This is a genomic window from Oceanotoga sp., from assembly GCF_030445905.1.
Lineage (GTDB): Bacteria > Thermotogota > Thermotogae > Petrotogales > Petrotogaceae > Oceanotoga > Oceanotoga teriensis.
The window spans coordinates 1-22,859 of record NZ_JASUSU010000047.1; the positions used below are offsets into that span (position 1 = coordinate 1).

The 22,859-nt window shown below is 27.8% G+C and carries 18 protein-coding genes and 6 pseudogenes; 11 read left to right on the forward strand and 13 right to left on the reverse strand.

Features of this window, described 5'->3' with window-relative positions:
• Window positions 1-128: 128 nt before the first annotated feature.
• A complete protein-coding gene (locus PWP28_RS11615; RefSeq protein ID WP_308644783.1) occupies window positions 129-548 on the forward strand; it encodes a MarR family transcriptional regulator in 420 nt (139 codons plus the stop codon).
• A gap of 98 nt (window positions 549-646) precedes the next feature.
• Here the strand turns inward: PWP28_RS11615 and PWP28_RS11620 are convergent, their stop codons facing one another.
• Entirely contained in the window at window positions 647-1,255 is a 609-nt protein-coding gene (locus tag PWP28_RS11620) for a GNAT family N-acetyltransferase (protein ID WP_109603490.1), read from the reverse strand.
• 44 nt (window positions 1,256-1,299) lie between these two features.
• Window positions 1,300-1,821 (reverse strand): GNAT family protein, encoded by a 522-nt coding sequence (locus tag PWP28_RS11625; RefSeq protein WP_308644784.1) that lies wholly within the window; start codon window positions 1,819-1,821, stop codon window positions 1,300-1,302.
• A gap of 471 nt (window positions 1,822-2,292) precedes the next feature.
• Between PWP28_RS11625 and PWP28_RS13850 the strand changes: the two are divergent.
• Together PWP28_RS13850 and PWP28_RS11635 are read left to right on the forward strand one after the other, a co-directional pair.
• Window positions 2,293-2,742, forward strand: a pseudogene (locus tag PWP28_RS13850) (GNAT family N-acetyltransferase).
• Window positions 2,743-2,783: 41 nt separating this feature from the next.
• Entirely contained in the window at window positions 2,784-3,635 is an 852-nt protein-coding gene (locus PWP28_RS11635) for an MBL fold metallo-hydrolase (protein WP_109603486.1), read from the forward strand.
• Between the two features lie 29 nt (window positions 3,636-3,664).
• On the opposite strand, the gene PWP28_RS11640 is transcribed toward PWP28_RS11635, so the two are convergent.
• The 4 genes and pseudogenes from PWP28_RS11640 to PWP28_RS13855 all read right to left on the reverse strand — a co-directional run.
• Window positions 3,665-4,546 carry a hypothetical protein gene (locus PWP28_RS11640; RefSeq protein ID WP_308644786.1) on the reverse strand — a complete coding sequence of 294 codons (882 nt, stop codon included), beginning with the start codon at window positions 4,544-4,546 and terminating at the stop codon, window positions 3,665-3,667.
• Window positions 4,547-4,594: 48 nt separating this feature from the next.
• A complete protein-coding gene (locus tag PWP28_RS11645) occupies window positions 4,595-5,209 on the reverse strand; it encodes an SAP domain-containing protein (RefSeq protein ID WP_308644787.1) in 615 nt (204 codons plus the stop codon).
• 99 nt (window positions 5,210-5,308) lie between these two features.
• Window positions 5,309-6,568 carry a phosphotransferase gene (locus PWP28_RS11650; RefSeq protein WP_374045491.1) on the reverse strand — a complete coding sequence of 420 codons (1,260 nt, stop codon included), beginning with the start codon at window positions 6,566-6,568 and terminating at the stop codon, window positions 5,309-5,311.
• Window positions 6,545-7,054 (reverse strand): annotated as a pseudogene (locus tag PWP28_RS13855) (GrpB family protein); the annotation flags it as partial. The gene PWP28_RS11650 and the pseudogene PWP28_RS13855, both read right to left, overlap by 24 nt.
• A gap of 404 nt (window positions 7,055-7,458) precedes the next feature.
• Between PWP28_RS13855 and PWP28_RS11655 the strand changes: the two are divergent.
• The 5 genes from PWP28_RS11655 to PWP28_RS11675 all read left to right on the forward strand — a co-directional run bounded on the left by PWP28_RS11655 (window position 7,459) and on the right by PWP28_RS11675 (window position 12,946).
• Window positions 7,459-8,499 (forward strand): AraC family transcriptional regulator, encoded by a 1,041-nt coding sequence (locus PWP28_RS11655; protein ID WP_308644789.1) that lies wholly within the window; start codon window positions 7,459-7,461, stop codon window positions 8,497-8,499.
• Between the two features lie 184 nt (window positions 8,500-8,683).
• A complete protein-coding gene (locus PWP28_RS11660) occupies window positions 8,684-9,712 on the forward strand; it encodes an ABC transporter substrate-binding protein (RefSeq protein WP_308644790.1) in 1,029 nt (342 codons plus the stop codon).
• Between the two features lie 2 nt (window positions 9,713-9,714).
• A complete protein-coding gene (locus tag PWP28_RS11665; protein WP_308644791.1) occupies window positions 9,715-10,830 on the forward strand; it encodes an iron ABC transporter permease in 1,116 nt (371 codons plus the stop codon).
• A gap of 1 nt (window position 10,831) precedes the next feature.
• The gene (locus tag PWP28_RS11670; RefSeq protein WP_308644792.1) at window positions 10,832-11,602 is read left to right on the forward strand and encodes an ABC transporter ATP-binding protein; all 771 of its coding nucleotides are present in this window, start codon (window positions 10,832-10,834) and stop codon (window positions 11,600-11,602) included.
• A 12-nt stretch (window positions 11,603-11,614) separates the two neighbouring features.
• Window positions 11,615-12,946: an MATE family efflux transporter gene (locus PWP28_RS11675; protein WP_308644793.1), complete on the forward strand. Its 1,332-nt coding sequence runs from the start codon at window positions 11,615-11,617 to the stop codon at window positions 12,944-12,946.
• Between the two features lie 525 nt (window positions 12,947-13,471).
• Here PWP28_RS11675 and PWP28_RS11680 read toward each other — a convergent pair.
• The 3 genes from PWP28_RS11680 to PWP28_RS11690 form a co-directional block, all read right to left on the reverse strand.
• Entirely contained in the window at window positions 13,472-14,194 is a 723-nt protein-coding gene (locus PWP28_RS11680) for a DUF5131 family protein (protein ID WP_308644794.1), read from the reverse strand.
• Between the two features lie 188 nt (window positions 14,195-14,382).
• Entirely contained in the window at window positions 14,383-14,589 is a 207-nt protein-coding gene (locus PWP28_RS11685; RefSeq protein ID WP_305082189.1) for a hypothetical protein, read from the reverse strand.
• A 457-nt stretch (window positions 14,590-15,046) separates the two neighbouring features.
• Window positions 15,047-15,211, reverse strand: a complete 165-nt coding sequence (locus tag PWP28_RS11690) for a hypothetical protein (RefSeq protein WP_158274728.1) — start codon at window positions 15,209-15,211, stop codon at window positions 15,047-15,049.
• Window positions 15,212-15,259: 48 nt separating this feature from the next.
• Between PWP28_RS11690 and PWP28_RS11695 the strand changes: the two are divergent.
• Together PWP28_RS11695 and PWP28_RS11700 are read left to right on the forward strand one after the other, a co-directional pair.
• Window positions 15,260-15,406: pseudogene (locus PWP28_RS11695) on the forward strand (plasmid mobilization relaxosome protein MobC); the annotation flags it as partial.
• A pseudogene (locus PWP28_RS11700) lies at window positions 15,379-16,575 on the forward strand (relaxase/mobilization nuclease domain-containing protein); the annotation flags it as partial. The pseudogenes PWP28_RS11695 and PWP28_RS11700, both read left to right, overlap by 28 nt.
• A gap of 18 nt (window positions 16,576-16,593) precedes the next feature.
• Here PWP28_RS11700 and PWP28_RS11705 read toward each other — a convergent pair.
• From PWP28_RS11705 to PWP28_RS11720, 4 genes and pseudogenes are all read right to left on the reverse strand, one after another.
• Entirely contained in the window at window positions 16,594-19,692 is a 3,099-nt protein-coding gene (locus PWP28_RS11705; RefSeq protein WP_308644795.1) for a DEAD/DEAH box helicase, read from the reverse strand.
• A complete protein-coding gene (locus PWP28_RS11710; RefSeq protein WP_308644796.1) occupies window positions 19,686-20,510 on the reverse strand; it encodes a Hachiman antiphage defense system protein HamA in 825 nt (274 codons plus the stop codon). Before PWP28_RS11710 ends, PWP28_RS11705 begins: the two co-directional genes overlap by 7 nt.
• 12 nt (window positions 20,511-20,522) lie before the next feature.
• A pseudogene (locus PWP28_RS13860) lies at window positions 20,523-21,612 on the reverse strand (hypothetical protein).
• Between the two features lie 74 nt (window positions 21,613-21,686).
• Window positions 21,687-21,889 (reverse strand): annotated as a pseudogene (locus PWP28_RS11720) (helix-turn-helix domain-containing protein); the annotation flags it as partial.
• Between the two features lie 518 nt (window positions 21,890-22,407).
• Here PWP28_RS11720 and PWP28_RS13865 point away from each other — a divergent pair.
• Window positions 22,408-22,548 (forward strand): hypothetical protein, encoded by a 141-nt coding sequence (locus tag PWP28_RS13865; protein ID WP_374045492.1) that lies wholly within the window; start codon window positions 22,408-22,410, stop codon window positions 22,546-22,548.
• The last annotated feature ends 311 nt before the right edge of the window (window positions 22,549-22,859 follow it).

Below are 22,859 nucleotides of genomic sequence, written 5' to 3' on the forward strand. Positions count from 1 at the left end.
ATTTCTTAACAATTTAATTATAACCTATGGAGGTAAATATCCCTTTTAACATCGTTTAAAATTACTTTAAATAAACGTTTTTAGAATTTAGAAAGATACAAATTAATAAAGAATAGGAGGTTAATTTAATGTTTACAAAAGAATTAGAAGAAGGTTATGTTCCTCTTCAATGCATGATTGTATCATATTCAAATCGTTTCAATGTTGAAGGTGTTTCAACAGCACAATACTATATACTTGATACATTAAACAAATATGGAACGAAAACAACTAAAGAACTCGCTCAAATAAGAGGCATTTCACAATCAGGTATTTCAAAATTAACAAAACGTTTGCTGGAAAAAGGATATATTATTCAAAAAAGGCAAATAAATGATCGTCGTTCTTATAATATAATAATTACTAAAGAAGGAAAATCTTTTTTAAATCGTGTTGACAATTTTGGACATGAAATTATGAATTTAATTGAAAAAGCGTTAACTAAAGAAGAAGTACATACTTTTTCAATCATGTGTAAAAAAATTACAGATTTGTACTCAGAAAAATAATATTTATTATGTCTTTTTATGAGGATGCTTTTCAAAAGCAACTGTCTTTTCTTTAAGACTTATTTTTTCAATATTTTAAAAATACTATAACAATTTTTTTATAATTCTTGTTTTGATTTTTTATAAAGTACTTTGTTCAATAGAAATGTAAGCCCATCATATTTTTTACCACGCACATTTCTTGAGTTTTCTTTTCTTGAACATTCTTCAAAACCAAGTTTTTTGGCAAGATTTATCATTCTGATATTTCCAGACCATGTCTGAGTATATATTTCTGATTCACCATGTTCCATAAGATAATCTATAAAAAGACAAAGAGAATGAAATGCATAACCTTTTCCTCTGTATGATATATCAGGTATATCTATACCTATAGCACATTTAGTACCTTCAGATGAGTATAAAAATTCATTATCAATTCTATAAGAATTACACCATCCTATATATTTATTATTTTTATTACAGATCTGAAAAGATAAACGTTTTTTTGTATCTGACATAATTTTATATTTTTCCACCAATGCATACATTTTTTCTATATATTTATCGAGTTTCTTTTGCTTTTGTTCTTGTGTAATATTATCAAATTCCCAAGGAGCATCCCAAAGCTTCCATTCTGTATGTTTGGTTTCCCATGAAATACGTTTTTCTATATCGCTTTCTATAAAATCACGTAATATTACTTTACTATTACTAATTGATATCATATTATTTCACCTCTTATGTTTATTATAAATACAATATTCTAATATTATATTCCATCTGTTTTTAAAGCTGCATAAATATATGTATCCCAATAAATAGGATTCCCATATTCATCATTATGAAATGAAACATTTTTACGTAATCTTGCTTCACGTTGCAAACCAATTTTTTCCATTAATCTCCAAGATGCCTCATTTTCAGGTGATGCTTCTGCATAAATTCTACGTGTTCCATTTGCAAATTCATATTTTATTGCTGCCAAAGCTGCTTCACTACCATATCCAGTTTGATGATAATTTTCATTAAGAACATAACCGAGTTCTTTTGCTTCAAAATCTCTTTTTCCAAGATATATGTTTCCAATCACTTTTCCTGTTGATTTTAATTCAATAGCAAAAAATTCATCGCTTTGTGAACGAAACTCAATTTCTTTTTCTGCTTTTTCCATAGTGAAATCAGGATAATTTTCAAATTTTTTATCTACACGTTGAATCATGTATTCACATAAATCATTTTTATCTGTCAATTTAAATTTACGAATAATAAGTCTTTCTGTTTCAATTGTCATATTATTTTTATTCTCCTATTTAAAGTTTTTTATTTTTGATAATAATCTTATTATATATTTTATCAGAATAAAATTTTTTAAATCAATTTTTAAATACAATATATCTCTTTTACTTAAATTAAATATACACTATTACATTACATAAAAGTTAATATACCATATTAACTTTAAAATGTTAATTCTCTAAATTTGTAAAAACTTTATTGAAAAAAATATAAAGGTAGATCAAAAAAGATTATTCTTACAGAAAAAGGTAAAGAGCATATAAATAATACTGTAGTTAAGCTATACGAAGTAGAATTAAAATCTTTTGAATCATGGTCTTCAAAAGAAATTGATACATACATATTTTTGATGGAAAAATATGTAAAATGTTTTCGTGAACAAATTAATTTTTTATAAGGAGTGTTATATATGAATTTTAAATTATTAACTGTAGAATAAAAAGATTTGATAGAATACAAAAAAGACATGCAAGAAGCTTTTCAAAAAGCTGCAGAGTCTGAGTTTTATGATTTATATGCAGAAATACTTCCTGAAGAAGATATAAATCATTCATTAAAAACTAAAGGATCAATTGCATATAAAGCAATTTTAGATGATAAAATGGTTGGTGGTGCAATTATTATAATTGATGAAAAGACACAACATAATCATCTTGATTTTCTCTATGTGAAATATGGAACGCAGAACTATGGCGTGGGACAGGCTATTTGGAAAGAAATTTAAAAAATTCACTCTAAAACAAAAATTTGGGAGACTGTTACTCCATATTTTGAAAAAAGAAATATTCATTTCTATGTAAATCGTTGTGGTTTTCATATTGTAGAATTCTTTAATCCACAACACAAAGATTCTAATATACCCGAAGATATGATAGGTGGAGATTATTTTTTTCGTTTTGAAAAGAAAATGAAATAAATTTTTTAAAAAGAACAAAAATATTAAAAGGAGTTAAAAAAATGCTTGTTAATCTTACGGAAAGAATTTATTATATGCCAAATGATGATAGAACAGATAGACCTTTATTAGGATTAATCTATGGCGATAAATATAGCTTAGTTGTAGATGCTGGTAACTCTCCAAAGCATGCTAATGAATTTTTAAATGAAATTAGTAAATTAGATATTCCTCCATTAAAATATTTAGTATTAACTCATTGGCATTGGGATCATATATTTGGAATTGAAACTATGAATTTAATGACAATTTGTAATGATATTACTAAAGAAAATTTAAACAAAATGCAAAAACTAACATGGGATGATTTCAATTTAGACAAACGAGTAAATGATGGTGAAGAAATAGAGTTTTGCAGTGAAATGATAAAACTTGAAATGCCAAATCGAGATGATTTTAGAACTTCAAATGCAGATATTTCATTTAAAAAGAGTCTAGAAATTGATTTAGGTGGAATCAATTGTGTAATTGATCATGTTGGAGGTTGTCACTCTGAAGATTCTACCATTATTTATGTTCCAAATGAAAAAACAATATTTTTAGGTGATTGTACTTGTGAAGACATATATAATGGTGAATGGAGTTATAGCAGGGATAAGTTATTTCCAATGATAAATAAAATAAAAGAATATGATGCATTATATTATCTTACATCTCATTATCGTCCAGAAAGTAAAGAAGAATTTTTAAATTATCTTGATGATCTCATAAGAATAGGTAATTTTGTAGGAGATGAATATATAAAAAATGAAGTAGTTGAGAAATATACTCAATTTTATAATAAATCACCTAATGAAGAAGAACTTTATAACATTTGTAGTTTTATTAATGGTAATATTAAAAAAAGATCTTAATCTTTAAATATAAAATAATATTAAAAAAATTATACTAAATCTATATTTTTATAAAATTTGGTGTTAAAATATGCTGCAAAAGTTGCAAGTAAAACAAATATTCCAAGTTTAGTAATAAGAGCTGGAATAGGTATTTTAATACCAGCTATAGTTTGAAAAAATGTTTGAATTGGAAGCATAATTCCTATAATTTGACATAATTTTAAAATTATTGCAAGCAAGATATCTCCAATTCCTTCATTTTTTTTGAGATAAAATAAACATATAAATATCAAAGGACTTATTATTCCAATGTCTAATACATAAGTGATTTCTGTTGTATATACTTCTATAAGAGATAATGATTTTCCGTTTATAAGTGAAGATATTATATCTGGTAGCCATGCAACAAATAGGGAAATACCAGATAATATTAAAAATATACTTAATCCATTTGATGGAAGTATCCATTTTTGCATTTTTCTTAGATCATCCGAATTTATACTCTTTACTAAAATAATAAAAGTAAAAAATGAACTAGAAAACAAAGCGATATAAGCCAAATGAAGATAATTATAAGTGACTCCAAATACTATGCTTGTAGAATAGTATAATACTGTTCCCATAACTGTTGTTAGTACTAATTTTGATTTTATTGTTCTTTTTTTTATTTCACCAATCAAAGAAATTATCATCATTGGGACGACTAAAAAAAGCATTGTAAAGTCACTACCAATAAAAATCGGAGCTTTGAAATATGAATCATGGGCGTAGATACCGTTTCCGAAAATTTTAACATTGTCTTCATATTGATTTATAATGAAATAACTTTTATCTGTACTAAAAGAGCTTATTCCAATTATTGTTATTAATGACAACAATATAATAATACAAATTGTTAATATATCAGTTACTATTAGTTTTTTTTTCATATCACTATTTTCCCCCTCATATATAGTTTTTTAGTTAGTCATTTAAATTTATTTTTGATAGTCTTTTATTTTCTCAGAATATTTATCAAGTAATTCTTTATGATAAACTTTTTCTTTTTTGGAATCTCTTATTTCTTTCCAAAGTATAGAGGCAACTTTCAATTTATTAGAGTATAAAAAGCTTTTTTCATCTTCGCAAAAATCTTTTACAAATTGATTCCACTGGCACATTGAATTATCATACTTTGCATAATTTGATTTTCCATAATAAATATCTAACATATTTTGGATTGTAAAGTTCTTATCATTTTCATTTTTTACTTTTCTCCATGCAGTTGCCATATCAGCTGTAAATTTAAATGATATAACACCTGTGATTTTTGAAAAATAATGTCTAAATTTTGAATTAAAAGAAAAGTTACATTCTAATAGTGGAGTATTTATAGAGATATTATGAGTTTTTTTAATATATTTCTTTGAAACTTTTTTTTTAATTAATTTTCCAGAGAAGTATTTTTTTATATTGTTCATTAATTCTTTTTTAGTACCTCTATGTTCTATTTTTAATGACCTACATATTTTTGATAATTCATCCCTATACCAATAATATTTATTGAAATTTTCAAATGAGGTTATATCTTCAAACTTTGGTCTATTTTCCATTTTTTCACACCCACAACATAATATAATAATTATTCAATTTTTTTTATTAGACTTTTTTATTTTCAATTAATTCTGTTTTACTTAATTTGTTAAATATTGTTATTTGATTACTATATCCCTATACCAAGTTGGAATAGGATTCTGCATATTGTTATACCAATTCATAATATTCTTTGCTTGATTAAGCATAGTATTTACTTCACTTTCTCCAAATTTAATAGCCCATGGTATAGAAGAAAGCGTATTACTGCTAATGTATAATGCAAGTAATTTCCAAAATTTAAACGGTACTTTGTTATCAAAATAACCATTTATAATTCCTGATGCAAACATAGGAGAAATTTGAACACAAATTATGATACGATTAAATTCTTCCCAAGGATCACCAAAATCATAACGGTCAAAATCTATAATAACAATCTTATTCTTTTCAATCATCATATTACCAATATGATAATCTCCGTGTTGAAAGGTTTGTCGCCTGTTTGCAAGCAAATGACGGTTAGAATTCATATAAGAAATCATATCTTTTGCACCATCAAATTTAATATGGCATTCATTGTACATTTTGATTTTACTATCCATTTTTGCATTAAATCGAAATTCCCAATCAGGATGATTCTTTGGAGCTGGAATGGAATGAATTATTTTAAGCATTTTACCTGCTTCAAGACCATAATAATACTGCTCAGAATTAGTAAGATGAGGAATAATTTCTTCAGCATCTTTACCATCAATCCAAGTTTGAAGGATGTAAATACCTTCTTTACACTTTCCTAACTCCACAGGTTTACACATAGAAACATCTAAAGATGCTAGCTGTTTTTGTATACGAAACATATTTTCACGATTAGCACTTTTTTCTTTTGGAGTAATTCTTAGCAAGTATTTTATACCATCATCAGTTATAACACAGTACTTCTTATCACATGACCAACCTTTATTGATGACTTTTTTCGAAATAAATTTGTATGGAGGAATTATTTCTATATCGCTTTTGTAATATTGTTCCTGAAAATGTAATATTTTTTTAATTTCTGTTTTAGTGAAATTTATTCCTTCAGGTGCAGCTACAAGTTTATCTTCTATATCATTATGACGATGAATAATGCCTATAATACGAGCTATATAATTCTTTACGGGATTATCTATACCAAGAAGATAAACATCTAATTCTTCACCATCTCCACCTAAAACACCTGGAATATATCCATAATTTACAGGATATATGAGATCTGAGTATTTAGGATGAGAACTGCCTATAGGTCGATCAATTTTAATTTTAACTGTTTTTCCAAGATAATAATTAACAAGAGCTTTTCTTAAAGTATAAACAATGAAATCATTTTTCCTTCTCAAATATTCTTCTCTACATTTGTCAGAATGTATAGTTTCTACAAGTGATAATTTCAAATTTTCATAAGCTTTAGCTACCTTAGGCATTTTATTTAAATAATCTCTAAAATTGATGTAGTTTATCCATTCCATACTATCTTTTAAAACAATATGAATAAAATGTGTTTGTAGATCACCAGTACCATCATAATAACTACCACAGGCAAAAAGAAGTTGGCCTTTTAAATTTGCATTAGGTCTATAATAAAATCCATAATTAATGAATTCTTTTTCTAAAGCAAGAACATCTTTAAAATTATCTACTGCAACTGCAATATCAATTATTGGCTTAGCTTTTATTGTAAAAACAGATGTGCTTCCCACATGTTGAATATCACTTGCAACAGAACCTAAAATCTTATTCAAACGAGAAATTGTTCTTTGAGCTTCAAGTTCCCATACCTTTTCATGGTTGAACAGTTTTACTGTTCCTCTTTTTAAACCTATCATTTTTTGCACCTCAAAAGAAATTGATTTTTATAATCATTTTATCCATTCAATCATACTACATTTGAGAGTTTATATGTTCCTATTATATAAAATTTTATGAATTTTTTAATAGTTTTATCAGAATGAACAGTTTTTTACTATTTTTAAAACTTAACATTTGTATACACATCCACTTAGATTTAATTTTGGAAAAGAAATTCTAAACTATTTTTATAATCATTTAGAATAGTTTTTTTAGGTACATTTGTAATTGAACGTTAACCAAAATAATTAAGAAAAAATATTTCATTATGATAATAAGTAGATACAAAACAGACAGTATGATATAATATTTCTGGTTAACTTATTTTAAATTAAAATTTATATATAGCTGCTTAGAATTAAAGCAAGAAAGGATCTTATTCATGAAAAAAATTTTTCATATCAATTCAAGAAAAGGATATAGCACCATGCTTAAACAATATAAAATAATGCATGAACAAATTGGGAATACTCGTTTTTTACCCAATCATGATATGAATAAAGGTATTGTTTATGATATAAAACCGGAGTATGGTAAAGGAACAATACAAATATATAATTTGCTTGGCAATGTCATGCTACTTATTTATGATTTTGTGTTTTCTGAAGATATAATAACGGTGTTTGATTTAACAAAGGATTATTTTGAAATAGAATATTGCATTGATGGATGTATGTATATTAAAGAAGAAAATGTAGGGAATACTTGTTTTGGTCCAAATAATTTGTCTTTTTCCATGTCACAAGATATGAAAGGAACAATAAAGCGGTGTGCTGGACAAAAATATCAAGGAATTTCAATTACGGCTAATAAAAATACATTATCATCTTATTTTGGAAGTGATGGAATAGAAGTATGGCATGATACGATAGAAAACTTAGGAAAACAAATTCGTTCAGAATATTATCTTGGTTTAAATACTCCAACAGAAATAGCCAATATTTTTCTACAAATATTTAACTGCCGACTCCCTGTAAAATCACGTACTCTATTTTATGAAAGTAAGGTCATGGAAGTATTTTCGTTAATTGTTTCAAATGAAGTGATTAAGCGTGAGGGGTATGATGTAGTAGATTTAAGTTCATATGAATTACAAAAAATTAAAGAAATTCCACAAATACTCTTGAGTCAACCGTTTGAATTGCCAAACCTTTTTTCATTAGCAGAAAATTTGGTCATAAATCCAAAAAAACTTACTAAGGGTTTTAAACTAGTTTATGGAGATACCATTTTCAGCTATCACAGAAAACTTGTTTTAAATCGTGCCGCATCAATGCTGTTAAATACAGATAATACTATCAATGAAATTGCTTATGATAGCGGCTATTCAAGCCCTAGTAATTTCTGTGCAGCATTTAAGAAACAATACGGTGTTACTCCACTAAAATACAGAAAATCTTCATTGCTAAGAAATTCTGAATAAAACTAAAATATATCATTTTAACCGCAGGTTTAAGCCTGCGGTTTTTTTTATTTAAAATGATTTTTCCTCAACATAATTAAGCAGTTCAAGCAGTATATTTTCAAAGATAATATGTTGTACAATATGTTATGTTGATTAACAAAGTTAGTTTTCTCTAACTTAATTCAAAGTAGGAGGATCATATATGGTAAAAAAAATATTTATTCTATTGGCAATTATTCTTTGCTTTATAGCATTGATAGCTTATTCACAAAAAGATGCAACTCAAAATGCAGTATCTAATTCGTCTTCTGTTAGTCAAAAAAATATCTCACAGCAGGATAATTATTATCCATTTGTTTTATCAATTTATGATGATAAAAAGAATGAAATAAAACAAATCATTGAAAAAGAGCCACAACGCATTGTTGTCATTGGTCAAGGTTTCGCAGAGTGGATGATTGGATTGGGAGAAAAAAATAGAATTGTGGGACTGGCTTATTTAGACAAATCATTTTCCGAATATGAAGAACAAATAACAAGTCTACCAATTATTACGGATATGTGGCCATCAAAAGAATCCATATTAGAACTTAAACCCGATTTGATTATTTCAATGTCATCTGCATTCCAGAAAGATCGTCTTGGAGATATTTCTTTTTGGAATGAACGAGGAATTCCAGTATTGACAGGTATTAATTATACCATTGGTCGTACAATCGATGGATTTTTTGATGATATCAACAACTTGGGAAAGGTACTCAATATTGAAAAAAAAACTAATACATTTATTAATGAACAAAAAGAGAAAATCATTGAAATTAAAACTAAAGCAGTGCAAGCAAACAATAGACCTAAAATTTTATTGCTTGGAACTAGCGGAAATAAAACTTATTACTATGGCCCGTCTCTTTGTCTCATAGACGAAATAATTGAGGACGTAGGTGGTGAGTATATTAAAGTATCAAAAGAAACATATGTGGATATGTCTGAGGAATCTATTTTATCGGTTAATCCAGATAAAATTATTATTACTGGATTTCAGAAGTCAGATAGTGAGGCATTGATTAACAAATATCTTCTTAATCCCAAACTAAGAAGTGCAACAGCGATTAAGACTGGAAATGTAAAGGTTGTTGAATATACTAACGCTGTTAGGGGAAGTCTTGGACTTTCTGATCTGTATATGAATGTGGCTGAATTTATTCATCCTGAATTATTTAAAGGAGAATAAGTATGGGATCATTACATAACAGTAAGCAAAAATATATTTCTAAAAACAGCCTAAAAGTTGTTGAAAAACGTTCTTTTTTCTCAATTATCTTTATTATTTTAATTTCTTCTGTTTTTATATCCGTAATACTTTCAGTATCTATTGGACAAGTATCAATTCCTTTTCATAAATCTTTTCAGATACTGATTCATAAAATGACAGATGGAAAGTTTGCAAATATAGAACAAATTTCAAATGGTATGTATATAGATATTATTTGGCAAATTCGTTTTCCTAGAGTCTTACTGGCAATGGTTATGGGGGCAGGGCTTGCATTATGTGGAACAGTCATGCAAGCTTCTGTACAAAATCCTTTGGCAGATCCTTATATTTTGGGGATTTCGTCTGGTGCTGCTTTGGGAGCTACTTTTTCAATTATGCTTGGTTTTAGTGTAGGAGGAATGCTTGGAGAGTTTGGAGTTGCATCATGGGCGTTTATTGGTGCACTTGGAGCAGCAACATTAGTCTTGGGTCTTGCCAGTATTGGTGGAAAAACTTCTTCGGTGAAACTGGTTCTAGCAGGAACGGTAATTAATGCTCTCTGCAATGCATTTTCAAATTTTATCATATACTTTGCAAAAAATTCAGATGGAATACGCTCAGTATCCTTCTGGACAATGGGAAGTTTGGCTTCGGCTGAATGGAGTACATTACCACTTATATCAATTGTTGTTATTACAGCAATTATATTTTTTTTGTTTCAATTTAGAGTGATGAACACAATGCTCATGGGAGAAGAAACTGCAATTACTTTGGGAGTAAATCTGAATTTCTATAGGCGATTGTATATGGTTATATCTTCTATAGTAACAGGTATTTTAGTGTCTACCTGTGGAATTATAGGATTCGTAGGTCTTATTGTTCCACATATAGTACGAAGCGTTGTGGGTTCCGATCATAAGCGTCTCATACCAGCATCAATACTATTTGGCTCCTTATTTATGATATGGACAGATATTTTCGCCAGAACAATAGTTCCTAATGGAGAACTTCCTGTTGGAATTATAACTTCATTGCTAGGTGCACCAATATTCATGTACATGCTTATTAAAAAAAGTTATGGTTTTGGAGGGAGATAATTTGAATTTAAATGCGGAAAATATATCGGTATCTTTAACAGGCACTGACATTATAAAAGATATTAGTATTAGAGTCAAAAACAAACAATTTGTGGGAATTATAGGACCAAATGGTTGTGGTAAGTCCACTTTATTGAAAAGTATATATAAAGTAATTAAACCTCAAAAAGGAACTATCTTTTTAGGTGATAAAGATATCATAAAATCATCTGCTCGTATTGTTTCGAAAGATATGGGAGTTGTAGGACAATTTAATGATTTAAGCTTCGATTTTACAGTTCAGGAAATGGTTATGATGGGGCGTACTCCTCACAAACATCTTATGGAAGCTGATAATATGCAGGATTATAAAATTGTTGCAGATGCTTTAAAACAGGTGAATTTGACAGAGTATGCCGATAGAAGTTATTTGACTTTATCTGGCGGAGAAAAACAAAGAGTAATACTGGCACGTGCAATTGCACAACAACCTAAGTTCTTGATTTTGGACGAGCCAACAAACCATTTGGATATTAAGTATCAAATTCAAATTTTGACAATTGTAAAGTCGTTAAATATTGGCGTTCTTGCCGCTTTACATGATCTTCATATGGCTTCTGTTTATTGTGATATGCTTTATGTAATAAAAGATGGAAAAGTTATTACTTCTGGAAATCCAAAAGAAATAGTAACAAAAAAATTAATAAAACAAGTTTATGAAATAGATTGCGAAATATATACTAATCCGATTACTGGAGATTTAGCAATTGCATATTTACCTTCAAACTTATAGGAGGAATTATCAATGGAATTAGATATGACGAAGGGAAAACCTTCACATATTATTTTAAAATTTTTTATTCCTTTATTTATAGGAGATTTATTGCAACAATTTTATAGCATCATTGATTCAATTATAATAGGAAAATTTGTAGGAACCAACGCATTTGCTGCAGTTGGTTCTTCAAGTGCTGTGACTGTATTTATAACTTCTATCTTATTAGGACTTGCTATGGGTGCTTCAGCAATTTTCTCACAGCTTTATGGAGGAAAAAATTACGATGAATTAAAAAAGACAATTTCTACTGCATTATTATTTTTATTTTGTGTAAGCTTATTAATAACAATTGTAACATCAATTTTTTTAAAACAAATTATTACTTTTTATCAAATGCCTGAAGAAACTGTTACCTATGCTGTTGATTATTTAAAATATGTTTTTTATGGTTTTGTTTTTGTCGGTATATATAATGCTTTTGCCTTTTTATTACGAGCCTTTGGAGATTCAAAGACACCCTTATATTTTTTGGTTGCTTCCTGTATATTGAATCTCATTTTAGACTTGCTTTTTATAGTTATATTCCATATGGGAACTTCTGGAGCAGCTATTGCTACACTTCTTACACAAGCTTTTGCTGCTGTAGGATGTGGTATTTATACCATAAAACGAATGCGCTTTCTAAACTTCAAACGAAAAGACTTGGTATTTAGTATCACTGCGTTTAATAAAATTGCTACTTTTTCTATATTAACAGCATTGCAACAATCTATTTCTAGTTTAGGAATGATGCTTATTCAAGGACTAGTAAACACATTTGGCTCAACAGTTATGGCCGCTTTTGCAGCTTGTTCTAAAATTGACTCTGTTGCCAATGCACCTTTGCAAGATTTAGGTAATTCCTTTTCTACTTATACTGCTCAAAATAAAGGTGCTGGAGAAACTATGAGAATTCGAAAAGGGTTTCGTACAACTTCAAGGATTATCATAGTTTTGTCTACAGTTATTAGCTTTGTTGCATTTATTTTTGCCCCTGATTTAATAACTCTTTTTGTCAACAAAAATGCGACAGAAGTAATAGCTGTTGGAGTTAGTTATCTTAAAATTGTTCCGCTATTTTACGTTCTTCTTGGCTTTATTGTTATGTTTTATGGTTTTTTTAGAGGACTTGGAAATATTAAAATATCGATATTAATGACTATAGTATCTCAAGGTTTAAGAGTGTTGTTAGCTTATTCCTTTGCACCAAAACTCGGTTTTTCAGGAATATGCTGGGCTATTATTGTAGGATGGTTTTTATCTGATATATTAGGCTTTTACATGTATAAGAAAGTTATGTTAAAGAAATGTTTAGCATGATTTATTATTTTACATTGATTCTGTTATTTTTCTATCATAGTGCGGTTTGCTATTATTTTTTGAGTCAACACGGATTTGCTTTCATTAGTACAATCCTACTTAATATCAATTAAATAGGTAGCGAATTTGCAACAATTATTTGTCTCTATACATCTTTTTTATGATTACTCATTTCTGGTCGGCGAAAAACTCATTAATTCTTCGAAAGCTGACCAGATTTATATTTAAATAAAAAAACATGTGTTACTGGTTTTTCTACATTTTATCAAATGTTTGTTCAATTTATTATTTTCAAGCACTTATGAAACTCAAAATGGCTTTTGTAGTATTCATTTTCAGAGAAATTATTATTGGAACGAATTTTATATACTTTGCTATGCCAATCGTTGAATTTAGTTTTAATGGTTGGGTATACCTGCTATATTATATTATAACAATGAAAAACAATGTGTTTAATATTCTTGAGTATTTCAGAATATTGATTAAATAAAATAGGCAATAATTTTTTCTATTATTCTGTTAAGGTTAAAATAATTTTTTCCCTTCTGAAATATTTATGCCAAGATCTTTCGCCATATTAGATTGCTTAAAAGGATTTATTTTTTTCACTATTCCATTATGTTTAAAAAATGAGCCTGTATTTTTGAACCAAAATGTTATATTTGCTTTTATGCATTGTTCACGGATATTAAGTACCCAATCATAATCACATTCGCGAGCTTCTCGACCTGTTTCACCACCAACTGTAACATACTCTACTCCATGAAGATAGGATGTTAGATCTATTGCTTCTAAGATCGGAGCGCAGGCAATAAAACGGTGCTTTATCGGATAAGATAAAAATAATGGAAGTCTATAATCTGCCAGCATTTGATTTTCAACAGTACAACCAATATTTACATTGTCATATCCAGTATCCCAATCTGATGGAAGTGATACAAGAAAACGGTCAATTCGTTTTGTCAAAATTAAAAATTCTATATCTGTTCTTTCCCTGATGATATCCCAAACTTCTTTACGCCATTCATCTGCTTCAGAAAGAAAAAAATCAGTTGCAAAACATGTTGCAAGAACTTTGTTTCCTTTAATTTTGTATTCCCCTTTGGTATCTTTTTTTATGGGCCAATCAAATTTATCTGTTCTTTTTATGATGTTTTGACCATATCGTTTTGCATGAGGTCCATAAAAATAACAATATGTGCACCCATCACTAATTTTGTAACAACCTGTCCATGGTTCCCAATTCATTGAGAACTCCTCCTTATTTAGTGAATTTTGTGGTGTCTATTTAGAATCAATTTTTTATGTGCTTTTTCATCCAAATTCTTATAAGTTATTATTTACCTCAAAATATTTATAATAGCAAATCTATAATTAGTGTAAATACTCATTTTCTATCGCAATTGTTTATGATAATCTAAGAATTCAAATATATATTACCCCCAGATATTTAAAAAGAACAATGAACTTAATCCCATGATGACAATACCTACTGCTATGAAAAAAGTATGTACATTTTCTCCCCATAAACTTTTGCTTCTATCGACAAGGATTTTGTATATGATAAATTTACTTTTTTTAATTGATGATACAAATAGAAAAAGACCAATTAATAACATCAAACTTCCCCATAAAATATTCATAATGTTCCTCCTTTAGTTCAAATTTACATATGTATTTTTAATGATTTTTTAGTATTACTGTCTGTTTTTCAAGTTGCAAAGAATAAAGCTACATTAAAATCATTCGTTATATCAAATCAATTAGTCTCTAAGCAATAGAGCCAAAGCATCAAAAAGAACCGTGCCATATTTCTTGGCCAAATTCTATATATAATTAAAAGAATGAAAAAATAATCCAAATTCTCCAATTTGTATATCTGTAACTATTTTATAAATTTACTTTTCTTAATAGGTATGCTGGTCAGGTATAGTTTGTTTTTTCAACGATAATGAGGAATTATTATTATTGAAACAAATTTTATATACTTTGCTATGCCAATCGTTGAATTTAATTTTAATGATTAAGTATACCCACTATATTATAACAATGAAATACAATGTGTTTAATATTCTTATCATTATTTTTCCAAAGTGTCCATCATAATCTATTGAAAAAAGTAAGTAGTTTTTTCTCATCAGTAGAGTATATATATTTCTTAGTTGACTTTAAATTTTTATCAATTGATATGAAAATAATATTATTTTCATATTTTATTTCTTCAATTTTTTCAATCACTTTTTTTGATAATTCTTTTTCAGACATAAGTAAATCTCTTTTCAAAACTGAATAATATTGAATTTTAATTCAATAATGGATTTAGAACCATTCAGGGATTTACAAGGCTTACTTTCCAATGCTACAAAAAACATCAATTAAATTGCGAAGCAAGTAAATTCGACCGATGTAATCTATAAAGATGATATAAATGACAGGAAAATGCTCATACTCAATTTTTAAGAAAACGAAATGATTCAGGAACAAATAGGACTATCCTTGCAAGACATCTCATTCAGTCCTTTTTGCCTGGAGAAACAAGTTCTGAAATGGCACATCAAATCGGTCTTGAACTTTGTAAAAAGATATTAAAAGATTAGTACGAATTTGTCTTATCTACACACATAGATAAAGGATATATCCACAACCATATTAATGTAAATATGGTAACGGGCAAGTGCTATCAATCTAATAAAAAGAGCTATCATCAAATACGTATCAAAGTGATAAGCTATGCAAAGAAAACAACCTTTCTGTTATTGATGAATTTTATGAAGCTTATAAGAAAAAGTGCAAGGTTAGTGGAAAGTCATGGTATGAAAATGAACAGTCTAAGAAAGGTACTTCTTGGAAAAGCAAACTTCAATTTGACATTGATCGTTTGATAAAACAGTCTAATGATTGGGAAGAATTTCTAAAGAAGATGGCGGAACTTGGTTATGAAATAAAGTATGGAAAACATATAGCCTTTAAGCCAAAAGATAAGCAGAGATTTACAAGGGCTAAGACGATTGGTGAAGATTATACCGAAGAAAAATTAAAAGAGCGTATTACAGAAAATCAAGTTATTAAAACCCCTCCTGTCAAAAAACGAATCGGAAATGTCATAATATGAATACCAATGCCAAAGTGAAAGAGAACAAAGGTTATGAGTATTGGACAACCAAACATAACTTAAACACAATGGCTGAGTCCGTTGTTTTTATAAGAGAACATGGCATTAAATCTGTTAAGCAAACTTGATGAATACATTCAAAAAACTGCTACTGAAAGGCAAAATCAAGGCACAGGCTATTGATAAGAAAATGCAAGAGCTGTCTATTACTATTAATCAGTTTATATAGTAAAAAAATAGGGAATACTACAAAGGTTATAAGACTAATCCATTTTACAAGGGATTTTTTTAGGAATACAAAACTCAAATCGCACTATACGAAACCGTCCTTTCAGAATTTAAAAAATCCTATTCCAATCTTCCTAATTTAAAAGATATTTTAAATAAACTTGATAAATTGCAAGAAAAAAAGAATACCCTAATGCAAGAGTATTCTTCCTCAAAATCCGATATGAAAGAACTATATCAGTTACGAAAAAATTACGAAATATATATCAGTAAGGAGATGGATAGGTAACTCTATCTCCTTACGATTTTATCGTATCTTTTCTAACTTATCCATGAAATATGATGGATAATTTACCAATACTGCCCGTAATTTCTCCTTATTACTTTTTATTGCAGATTTTGTTTTCTTTTTTGTACTACAGTTATAAGCTCTTATCTCATTAGTAATTTTTTGTGAAATAATTCTATCTGCAAATCCAAGTTCATATATATATACTGACTCTTTATTCGGTAATCCATATCTTATTCTATAAATTATATCACTCAAATCTTCCTGTATGTTTTCGCTACAATCTTTAGTATTTAACACCTCAACAATAGCCTGTATTATCGTTAATGAAACATATCCAAAGTCTGAATCACATAAAGTTACTATATCCTCCAACGATATATCTCTACTCTTTTTACCCCTCTTAATTAGCAAATTTACCGATTTTGAGTAGTTCCATATTTGAATATAGGTTTTACCATTAATCCACATTTTTAATAGTTCATAAACATAGCTATCATCAATAAATTTAGGTATAATCTTACAAACTTCTGATTCTTTTAGTTTATTAGCAATAATGCTAATTATTTCATCAAAATCCGCATTTATTATTTCATATAAATTATCATCTATAAATTTTGATAGTTCCTTCATTTTCAGTATGCCTAACATACTTTTTTTATAGAGAAACTTATCATTAACTTCAAGCCTATCAATATTACTTTTAATGAGATTGTATATATTTTTTAATTCTGCCTTTTCCTTTTCATTAGCCAAATAGTACCCATATGTAGATTGAATAATTTCAAAACTCTCATCTTCAACGTCTGCAAATCCCAGTATAAAATTTTCCAATGATACTAGAATACTTTCTATTTCATTCATTTTATAAAAAATCTCTACACCATTTTCTTTTTTTTGTTCTTTATTTTCAAGAATTTTATTTTTTTCTATAACATACGCTTCTTTTGCAGAATATCTTAATGAAATATAACTTTTTAAGGATTCAAAAGGGAAATTTTTACCATTACCCAAGTCAATTTTTCTAACCAGTTTCAAAAGATTACTAGAACACTCCTCAGAATTATCAGCATTAAGCAGTCGCCTATAATTATTTAACTTATAATATTCTTTACCATTTTTATAGACATCTTCTGTTAAAATGATAGTTCCTTCTGTCTCTTTTCCTGCTCTTGCTGTTCTTCCAATTAAATTATGGAAATCCCTAACTTTAATTACCTGTTTTGATTGATAAATACTTGATACGATTAAATATTTAATTGGCAAGTTTACTCCTTGTGCCAATGTAGAAGTACATACCACACAACGAACTAATGATTTTTTCAAAGCATATTCTTCAGCAATTCTTACTCCGTTCGGCACACCTGAATGATGTGCTACAATACCGTTTAATGCTGCCATGTATAAATTGTTTTCACCTAAATGTTCCCTTATTAAATTTGCAATTTTAATGCTTTCATTATTGTCTGACAAGCCTCTAAAATCATCAAGTGAAACTCCTCTTTTATTTAGATCAATAAATCTTGATAATATCTTATTTACAGTATCCTTTTTTGAACAAAAAATAGCAATACTTCCATTTTTAATTAATTTAATCGCATAGTAAATGCCTACATCTTGCTTATTATTTTTAAAATCAGGAAAATATCTTAATTTTCTCTCATTACCTTTTTTATTTAATCTTCTTGTTTGAACTACTTTAGGCACATAAAATTCTTCTTTTAGATATTTATTTGGATCAACAAAATAAAGATTGCTATAAGCATTACTAACATTAGCAGAGGTAAACGTATTAAAGGCTACCGTTTTCTCTGATGTCTTAATTGTATTATTCCTTATAACAATACCATCATTGTTAATCCAAGCATTTAATTGATCAGCATTAGAAATTACTGCTGAAACCAATATCTTCTGTGAATTTGGTTTAAGGTAGCTATTGATAGTTGTTAATAGAAGTTCGTAATCTGTTCCTCTTGATTCATCATCGAACAAATGGGCTTCATCAAAGACAATCATGTTAATATTTTCAATTATTTCTGCATTATATTTTAAAGTATATGCCAATTTTTCTGGAGTCATAACAAGTATTTTTTTATCAATCGTCTCCGATGTAGCTAACTCTATCTCTCCAGATTCAGGAATATCAGAAATTTCAGTTACAGATATATTTTTATCAAATGCAAAAAAACTTTCCATATCAAACATTATTTCTTTACATAGTGCCCTAAATGGGGCCACAACAATTACAATAGGAGTTCTATGAGATAAAAAAGCAGCTTGTATAGCAAGTGCAACCGATGTAGTTTTGCCAGAACTTGTTGGCATTTGAATAACACCTGATTTACCCTTGAAAATTCCCTCTTTTCCCAGCAAAATCTGAGATGACCACATTTCTTTCATCAGCGTATTATTCTTAAATGTTGGAATCCAATCATTCTTGTCAATCCCAGAATACAGTGGCATTAGATTAATACAAGAATTATAAATTTTCTTTTTTAATATTGCTAAAATAATATCTGTAAATAATATTTCTCTGTCGTTGCCAATTTTGTAAACATAACTTCTAAAGTCATTGAAATTAGTGTTATTAGCTTTTTTGCAATCAAAAAATACATTATAGTACTCAACCAATTGTGTAATATAACTTCTATATTTTTCATCTATACTGTCAATCTTAAATTCATGATTATTATCTAACAACCACATTATTACATTTTCTAATCCAGAAGCAGAAAACTCGAAATCATATAAATCTGGCATAATATTCATCATTACTTTTGAACTTCCATTCATATTGCAAAAATAATAAGTAACTGCTCCCATTAAAATATAATATGGGTTCATCTCTATGCCCATTTTGGATTGGAAATATGAATCAAAAAATCTTGATACAAAATATAGTTCTTCTTCCTTTTCCTTTGTAAAAATTATAGGTGCTTCTTTCATGTTCCATATTTCGTTAGCGATGTCTCCAACTACTCCAATACTAAGTAATATAAGATCATTGGCTTGATTTTCAACTTCAATATGAAGATTCTCCGGCACTCCATATTCATACATTTTTGCTTTTGCTCGAACTTTTTTCAAATAGTAATTTGAAGCACTTTCTATCAACATAAACAAGCCCTCCTATACAAATCTCTTAAGAAAAGCTTTAATTCTTTAGAATAAATTATTAATACATTTGGAGATTTTATATTTTCATGCTGACTATTAACCACATCCAAAACTACTTGATCTGAATACAATTCATTATCCAATACAGCAACTGCAAAAAAGTCTAAAGAAAATGGATTATCCGTTTTATTTTGAAACCTTTCTACTATTTTAGCCTCTTCAATTCTTGAACGGTTAAGTAATCTTCTTTTTTCAGCATTTAGAGACTCTCCTATTCTAACTCTGTCTTTAACAGAATGTTCTATAGCATCTTTAACAGTTTTTTTACACAGACTATTTTTATTTCCATATATACTTGAACGAGTTTTTACTTCAGCAACTATTAAGTGATCCGTTTTGCTTGGATTATCAATATGTTTAACTTGATACCCTATCACATCACTTCCAGATACTGACATATTGGGATTGACTTTTTCAAAATACCTAGTTCTAGTAACATAGTATTTTAGCACAAAATTTATATAGTCATATACCAATATCTCGCCGAATTCTCCTGACATAGTCGAAGCACCTAGTTTATTTTGATGATTGGGAAATATATTCTTCTCCAAAAACTCTTTTTGCGTTAATCCTGTTCCTTTAACTAGAGATTCTAATAGAATTTCTTCCACATAATTATCCCTTAATCCGGAGGCCCAGTTATTTAGACTATTGTCATCTAATAAGTCATTATTAAGTTTATATACTTGAATTTTATTTCCACTTGAGCAAGGTATAGATTTATCAAATATAAAATATTTGCTATTATCAAAAAACAAATTAATTCCCCCTTACTGCAAATTTTCTATTATTATAGAAATTAATGCAAAACATCTTTTATAGAAATACTTATAATGCAAATCCTTGCTAATATCTATTTTATTAATTTCATGATGTCTTGATATGAGTTTCCTATATCGGTCAATGCTTTAAATTCAGAAGTTACATCTAACATCGTTATTACCATCACTTAATTCATCAATTATTTTGTCTGCAAATTTCTTTTTTATCTAATTGAGGATAATAGTATGTTTTAATTCGCTCAAAAGCATCATAAATTTTTCCACAGCATACGAATATTTACCTTTGCTATAATTCCTCTGTATTTCTATTCAGCTCTTCTATACCTGTTTCATTGGTTTTTACAGAAGAATCCAATGAAAATGAATTATCAATAGAAGAGTGTATCTCTTTACTTCTAAGTTCTACATTGATTCTGTTCAATTTTAAAATAGCATTAATTTCATCTTCAAATCCTTCTCGATTTGTAATATGCCTATTAAAACTTTCAATAACATCGAAAATTACAAATGGGGAAGTTCTTCCTTGAAAATCTTTAAATTCTTCTATTTCAACAAGTTATTTATCAACATGATGTTTTGGAATATAAAATTGATTAATATCTTCCAGAACATAATTGCTACTATATCTTGTATAATTCCAATTAGTTTCATCATATTTATTCATCACCTTAAAAAGCTGATGCCTCAATTTATTTGAAAGTTTAATATTTATTCTCCACTCTTTATTAAAGAACTATTTTTCTTAGAAAAAGGAATATATATATCTAGTTTTTTAACATATATTTTCTAAACTCCGTTTTCATCTCTCTCCTCAGGATGAAAGATTTAACAAAGAGAATCCAGCAGAATATTATCTTCACCATCAAGTAATTAAAATCTTTCGTCATCGAATATCCAACCATCTGGATAAACCATTACGTGTATGCATTATAGTTTCTTTTTCTGCATTATCAACTCGAGAATCTTGGCTTTCCCAATCCGCTAAGTTATATAGTTTTTTTAAGAAATCTACAATTTCAAAACGACCATAATAAGGATAATATATAATCTCTGTTGTTAACCAATTATCTTCTGTTATTCATTTTTTAAACAATTTGAAAATATCTCGTTTTTTAACACCTGTAATTTTATTCAAAGCTTAATCTCCTAATATTAAATTTTCACACATTTTACTATTTCATCAATATCACATTCTAAAGCATTAAAAATTCTGAGCAATACATCTATTGTTACATTTTATCTATTTTTTATTTTATAAAATGTGCTTTTACTCACTTTTACTTTTTCCATAAGTTCAGTATTTTTCATTTCCATATATATTAATTTTTAAATAATTTTTTATAACTAAAACAACTTTATTTATTACATTATAACATAAAATATCCTTTTTAAATAAATATATTCTTTTTATTTAAATTCTTGTAAAATAAAAATCATTATAGTAATCCCTAAAATTATATTAACCATAAAATTATCTTTCAGACTGATTTTTTTATGGCTTCTTTTTTTTTATCTGTTCTCTCTAAGTGCTTTGATAATATTATTTTTATATTTCTATGTATTTTTACAATATTCTTAATAGAAGTTGTAACCTATCCAAAGAGTTTTACAAAACCACTTTATTTAAAATTCTGTAAAATATCTTCTTTTTCTCCATAAGCAGAGTAGTATTCATAAACTTTGGATATTATGGAAAAAATTCCTACCTTAAAGGATTCTCCAGTCTTATTTTTTTCTCATTACATCGACTTTATCTTTAACGAAAAGAAAAAGCTTGTCAAGGCTTTTGGAATGGTGGCTTTGCTTCTTACGGCTATTATCTCACGTATAAACAACTTTTTATACGTAAGATGAAGCTGAAGTAGTATTCATTATTTTTGATAAATATTTAAATGAGAATATGAAATTTTATAAAGTTGCTAATTATCTTAATTTACAGGGGATTCAAAAAATCAGAAGGATAACGACACTTAACGCAATGGAGTACCCATTTTATCAGAAAGTGCAAATTTAAACGACTAGGAAAAAGCTTTGAATAAAGCTATGCTCAAAAAGACTAACATATAGCCAATCATAAATTTTATTAAAATCAGGATTTTGCAATAGAAATAAAATCAAGGATAGACAGAAAATTCACAACTTATCGAATACAAGCTTCATCATATGACATCATCTTAGAACTTGAAGAAAATCTCTATTTCTTCAATCAAAGAAATAGAGATTTTTTCATATAACAAGTTTGAATAGTCATTAAAATCTATTTTATTCAATTTTCCTGTTTATAAGTACAGTGAGATATTTACTAATTTTTGCGGGACAAAAGTA

Coding starts and splice junctions, on each gene's coding strand:
- PWP28_RS11660 (WP_308644790.1), top strand. CDS start 8,684: ATGGTAAAAAAAATATTTATTCTATTGGCAATTATTCTTTGCTTTATA.
- PWP28_RS11615 (WP_308644783.1), top strand. CDS start 129: ATGTTTACAAAAGAATTAGAAGAAGGTTATGTTCCTCTTCAATGCATG.
- PWP28_RS11685 (WP_305082189.1), bottom strand. CDS start 14,589: ATGAATATTTTATGGGGAAGTTTGATGTTATTAATTGGTCTTTTTCTA.
- PWP28_RS11645 (WP_308644787.1), bottom strand. CDS start 5,209: ATGGAAAATAGACCAAAGTTTGAAGATATAACCTCATTTGAAAATTTC.
- PWP28_RS11655 (WP_308644789.1), top strand. CDS start 7,459: ATGAAAAAAATTTTTCATATCAATTCAAGAAAAGGATATAGCACCATG.
- PWP28_RS11675 (WP_308644793.1), top strand. CDS start 11,615: ATGGAATTAGATATGACGAAGGGAAAACCTTCACATATTATTTTAAAA.
- PWP28_RS11705 (WP_308644795.1), bottom strand. CDS start 19,692: ATGTTGATAGAAAGTGCTTCAAATTACTATTTGAAAAAAGTTCGAGCA.
- PWP28_RS11690 (WP_158274728.1), bottom strand. CDS start 15,211: ATGTCTGAAAAAGAATTATCAAAAAAAGTGATTGAAAAAATTGAAGAA.
- PWP28_RS11640 (WP_308644786.1), bottom strand. CDS start 4,546: ATGAAAAAAAAACTAATAGTAACTGATATATTAACAATTTGTATTATT.
- PWP28_RS11620 (WP_109603490.1), bottom strand. CDS start 1,255: ATGATATCAATTAGTAATAGTAAAGTAATATTACGTGATTTTATAGAA.
- PWP28_RS11635 (WP_109603486.1), top strand. CDS start 2,784: ATGCTTGTTAATCTTACGGAAAGAATTTATTATATGCCAAATGATGAT.
- PWP28_RS11625 (WP_308644784.1), bottom strand. CDS start 1,821: ATGACAATTGAAACAGAAAGACTTATTATTCGTAAATTTAAATTGACA.
- PWP28_RS11680 (WP_308644794.1), bottom strand. CDS start 14,194: ATGAATTGGGAACCATGGACAGGTTGTTACAAAATTAGTGATGGGTGC.
- PWP28_RS11665 (WP_308644791.1), top strand. CDS start 9,715: ATGGGATCATTACATAACAGTAAGCAAAAATATATTTCTAAAAACAGC.